The organism is Pseudomonas endophytica, assembly GCF_001411475.1.
Taxonomy (GTDB): domain Bacteria; phylum Pseudomonadota; class Gammaproteobacteria; order Pseudomonadales; family Pseudomonadaceae; genus Aquipseudomonas; species Aquipseudomonas endophytica.
This window is the reverse complement of the sequence record NZ_LLWH01000097.1, coordinates 1-4306: the sequence shown is the minus strand read 5'-3', so window position 1 is coordinate 4306 and position 4306 is coordinate 1. Positions and strand designations below refer to the sequence as shown.

The window sequence follows — 4306 nt, the reverse complement described above, 5'->3', positions numbered from 1 at the left end:
CCACTGTGCAGGCGCAAGGGCTGGCGTTGCTCGAATCGCTGCGCGGTGAAAGCACCGCCATGCTGATCGTCAGCCATGACTTGGCGGTGGTATCGCGGCTGGCCAATCGGGTGGCGGTGATGCACAACGGCATCATTGTCGAGCAAGGCAGCGTCGACCAAGTCCTGCATGACCCACAGCATCCCTATACCCAATACCTCTTAAAAACCGGCAGGGCGGTGCACTTTCGCCGCACCCAAGGGGCTGCGCGTGCGCCTTTAAATCGAGTGCTGACAGCGGTAGACCCAACGCCGCCGCTGCTGCAAGTCAATGCGCTGAGCAAATCCTTCAAGGGCCCAGACGGCAAACAACGCACCGTGGTGAATAACGTTTCACTGCAACTGCGACGGGGCAAAACCTTAGGCATCGTCGGAGAGTCTGGCTCCGGTAAAACCACCTTGACCCGCATGATCTTGGGGCTGGAAACTCCGGACAGCGGCGATATCCAGATCAAGGGCCAGCCTTGGCTGAACCTGTCGGCAGCCGAAAAGCGTCATCTACGGCGCAGCATTCAAGTGGTGTTCCAAGACCCGCTCAGCTCTTTCGACCCGCGCTACAGCGTGCGGCGGGTGTTGAGCGAGGCGCTGGAAGTCGCGGGCCATAAACGTAGCGACTGGGGCCCGCGCGCCGAAGAACTGTTGGCGCTGGTGAAACTCGATGTCGCCCTGCTGGAGCGTCGACCGATTGAACTGTCTGGCGGCCAACGTCAGCGCATTGCCATTGCCCGCGCACTGGCTGCGCAGCCACAGATACTGGTGTGCGACGAGCCGGTGTCGGCCTTGGATGTATCGGTACAGGCGCAAATACTTGAGCTACTCGACGACCTCAAACAACGCTTGGGCTTGGCCTGCTTATTTATCTCTCACGACCTTGGCGTCATCAACCACGTCAGTGACGACGTATTAGTGATGAAAGACGGCGTGGCCGTAGAAAGCGGCCGCGTGCGTGACGTCTTCGATCATCCGCAACATCCCTACACCCAAGCACTGCTGGACGCCATTCCGCACCTCGAAAGCGGGCGGCGGATGGCGTTTGATTTTCTTAAATTGGCGATCTAAAGGGGCTGCGATAAGCACCGTTGCGCAAAAAACACACCTCCACCGAGAACCGCCCAGTGACCGTAGCCCAACCCCTCCCGCAAACTCGACCGTTATCGCGTCGAGTGCCGATGATTATTGGCTGTGCGCTGTGCATGGAACTCATCGACGCCACGGTCGTCATGACCGCCTTGCCGCAAATGGCCAGCGATTTTGGCGCGCCCAGCATCCGCATGAACCTGGTAGTTTCGCTCTACATGCTCGGGGCTGCACTGTGCGTGCCGGTCAGCGGCTGGGTGGCCGATCGTTTCGGCCCGCGTCGGCTGTTTGTCATCGCCATCTCGTTGTTTATCGCCTCATCGCTGGCCTGCGCGGCCTCAAACTCGCTGTTGCAACTGTGTCTGTCGCGCATGCTCCAAGGCGCGGCTGGGGCGATGATGGTGCCTGTGGGGCAGTTGATCCTGTTGCGGTGGTCGGCGCGTGAAGACCTGCTGCGCAACTTGTCCTACCTGACCATCCCAGCCTTAATCGGCCCGATGATCGGCCCACCGCTGGGTGGGCTGATGGTGACTTACTGGTCTTGGCACTGGATCTTCCTGATCAATGTGCCCATCGGTTTGGTCGGCATCGTGCTAGTGCTGCGCCATATACCGCATTACCCCGGCGTGCGTGAGCGCGGGCTGGATATGCGCGGTTTAATCCTCAGCGCGGTTGCTATGGCAGGGTTAGTGTTTGGTTTTGAAGCGCTGGGGCACGGGCTGTTACCCCGCCCTTGGGTAGTACTGATGATCGCTGTCGGTGGGCTATGCGGCGCCCTATACATCCGCCACGCACGGCGTTGCGCCGAGCCTTTGCTGGATCTCAAATTGCTGCGCATCCCCAGCTACCGCATCAGCTTTTGGGGCGGCAACGTGCTGCGCTTGGGCACCTCGTCATTACCCTTTTTACTGGTGCTGATGTTCCAGCTGTGTTTTGGCCTCAGCCCCTTACATGCAGGGCTGCTGACCTTAGCCGGAGGGGCAGGGGCTTTCTTGATGAAACTGCTGGCCGTGCGCGTCGTGCGTCGCTTCGGCATCCGTCGCACCCTCATCGTTAACGCCGTACTCACCGGCCTCACCTTGGCGGCGTGTGCCGGTTTCACCCACAGCACGCCCTACAGCGTGATCGTCTTAGTGCTGTTTGGCAGTAGCGTCATTCGTTCGCTGCAATACAGCACTCTCGGCGCTCTGACCTACGCTGACGTCCCCAGCGAACTCAGCAGCCGCGCCAGCAGCCTGTCAGCCATGACCGTGCAACTGAGCATGAGCTTGTCGGTGGGGCTGGTCGCATCATTACTCGGCCTACTCATGAACCTGCGCGGGCATACCGTGCTCCAGACCAGCGACGTCGCCTGCATGCTCGTACTGTGCGGCTTAGCCTGTATGGCCTCGGCCTTAGTCTTCCGTCGCCTAGCTGCCGGGGCGGGTGAGGCGGTGTACTGATGATCACAAACAAGCTGTTGGACTGTACCCAACAAGTCATTAAAACCTTCGACAGAAACTCCTTTGGCCTACACGTACTCCCGACCTAACTGATTTCGATCCGATTTTCATACCGATACCGTGCGGCGCTCTCCTACAGGAAGGCGCCCAATGGCTAGTAAAGCCATGAATCATTCTGTTTTGATTTTCGATAAAGCCACTGAGGAGCTTCTAAATGAAGTGGCCATTCCTGACCGGCACGCTGAACAACTTAAGGCGTTGATGGGGTGGGCTTCTGATGAAGAAGCGATCTATGAGTACGAGCTTCTTCCTGCTCAGTTAAGGCGTTTGGAACGAATGATTGGGATAAGTCTAGAAACCCCTGATGCTATCTATCAGCTGTCTTGTTCTACTTAAAGAGTAATCTTCATAAATACTGAATCCTAAGAGAGTGTAGGCCTGAAAGACCCTGACACGCTCGGATGTACTGCCTGAGTTTCCTGACGCAACTCGCGACTGTCTGAAGTCTGGTGTGCAGGGAGGTGGGCATAAGCGACGCAGGTGGGCAGATCGTAAAGGCCGGATTTATGAGTGGGATTTCCAGCATGGAGCTGTCGAAATATATGACAAACAAGGAAAGCACTTAGGGGAGTTTGATGCTGATACCGGCGAGCAAAGAAAACCTCCCAAAAATGGTCGAACCACCCCTAAATAAATAGGAGCGAAACGATGTACTTGCAATTAACGGGTTTTTTACCGGAGCCGAATGAGGATGATTCTTTAAAGTTTAAGCATGCTCTGCACGGTGATGTTGAGGTCAAGTCACTTGAAATCATGGGTTGGAAAACGCTGGAGGACGCAGGCGGGTGGGAGACTGAGATCACAGCCGATCAAGCAATAAGATTCGCAGAGCTATTGGACGAACCGCAAATAGTCAGCTTGGTGCTATTTATTGGCTGTGTTGCATAATCTGACACGTCCTCAAGTACAACCGCCAGGTCGCCACACTTGCCGAGAAGCAACACGCGATCTACCAATGTTGCCCGTCTCCAGTCTTGTGGCAGGAAGTTTCAATCGCCAGCCCCACGGTTGTCATGGGCGTAATCCATAAGTTTTGGGCGAATCCGTCCCGTAGGAGCTGCCGAAGGCTGCGATCTATTAAACAATCAAAAGATCGCAGCCTGCGGCAGCTCAGAGTTATCTGCCCGTAAAGGCTGAGTGAGTGTGGCGGTGTAGTCGTAAAGCCCCCTATACAACCGAACAGCATGCTGTTCGGTTGCTCTGCTTGCTTTACCCCAACAACCCACGTCCCGCCAAGTTCTTCATTAAATCGCCCACGCCAAACGTCCAGCGCGGTGCCTGGTCGCTGGTGGTGACGCGGTTGTGCAGGGCGCCGAGGGTGGGGGATGAAATGCTCACCACGTCGCCCTGTTTGTGGGTAAAACCCTGGCCGGGATGGTCGCGGTCGTCGGTGGGGGCAAACAGGGTGCCGAGGAACAGGACAAAGCCATCCGGGTATTGGTGGTTGTCGTTGAGGGTTTGTTCGGCCAAGTCGGCCGGGTCGCGGCTGATTTGGTTCATCGAGCTTTTGCCATTGAGCACGTAACCCTCGTTGCCTTCAACCCGCAACGTCACTTCGCAGTTGCGCACGTCGTCGAGGCTGAAGTGTTCGTCGAACAGGCGGATAAACGGCCCCAGCGCGCAAGACGCGTTGTTGTCTTTGGCCTTGCTCAGCAGCAGGGCGCTGCGGCCTTCGAAGTCGCGCAGGTT

At 57.0% G+C, this 4306-nt stretch carries 5 protein-coding genes and 1 pseudogene; 5 read left to right on the top strand and 1 reads right to left on the bottom strand.

Translation table 11 applies throughout. The features are described 5' to 3' along the window. From AQS70_RS07845 to AQS70_RS07830, 5 genes and pseudogenes are all read left to right on the top strand, one after another. Positions 1–1097, top strand: a 1097-nt coding sequence (locus AQS70_RS07845; protein WP_055102301.1) for an ATP-binding cassette domain-containing protein, incomplete at its 5' end; no start/stop codon positions are given. A 110-nt stretch (positions 1098–1207) separates the two neighbouring features. Continuing rightward, a complete protein-coding gene (locus AQS70_RS07840) occupies positions 1208–2557 on the top strand; it encodes an MFS transporter (protein ID WP_055102300.1) in 1350 nt (449 codons plus the stop codon). Positions 2558–2707: 150 nt separating this feature from the next. Then, a complete protein-coding gene (locus AQS70_RS07835) occupies positions 2708–2953 on the top strand; it encodes a DUF7683 domain-containing protein (protein WP_055102299.1) in 246 nt (81 codons plus the stop codon). 67 nt (positions 2954–3020) lie between these two features. Further along, positions 3021–3251, top strand: a pseudogene (locus tag AQS70_RS23200) (colicin E3/pyocin S6 family cytotoxin); the annotation flags it as partial. 14 nt (positions 3252–3265) lie between these two features. Further along, on the top strand, positions 3266–3505 hold the full coding sequence (locus AQS70_RS07830; protein ID WP_055102298.1) for a pyocin S6 family toxin immunity protein: 240 nt from the start codon (positions 3266–3268) through the stop codon (positions 3503–3505). A 321-nt stretch (positions 3506–3826) separates the two neighbouring features. On the opposite strand, the gene AQS70_RS07825 is transcribed toward AQS70_RS07830, so the two are convergent. Next, the coding region (locus AQS70_RS07825) for a fumarylacetoacetate hydrolase family protein (protein ID WP_338152631.1) at positions 3827–4306 on the bottom strand (480 nt) is incomplete at its 5' end.

Bases quoted from the DNA above. Each gene is read 5' to 3' on its own strand.
- AQS70_RS07840 (WP_055102300.1), top strand. From the start codon at position 1,208: ATGATTATTGGCTGTGCGCTGTGCATGGAACTCATCGACGCCACGGTC.
- AQS70_RS07835 (WP_055102299.1), top strand. From the start codon at position 2,708: ATGGCTAGTAAAGCCATGAATCATTCTGTTTTGATTTTCGATAAAGCC.
- AQS70_RS07830 (WP_055102298.1), top strand. From the start codon at position 3,266: ATGTACTTGCAATTAACGGGTTTTTTACCGGAGCCGAATGAGGATGAT.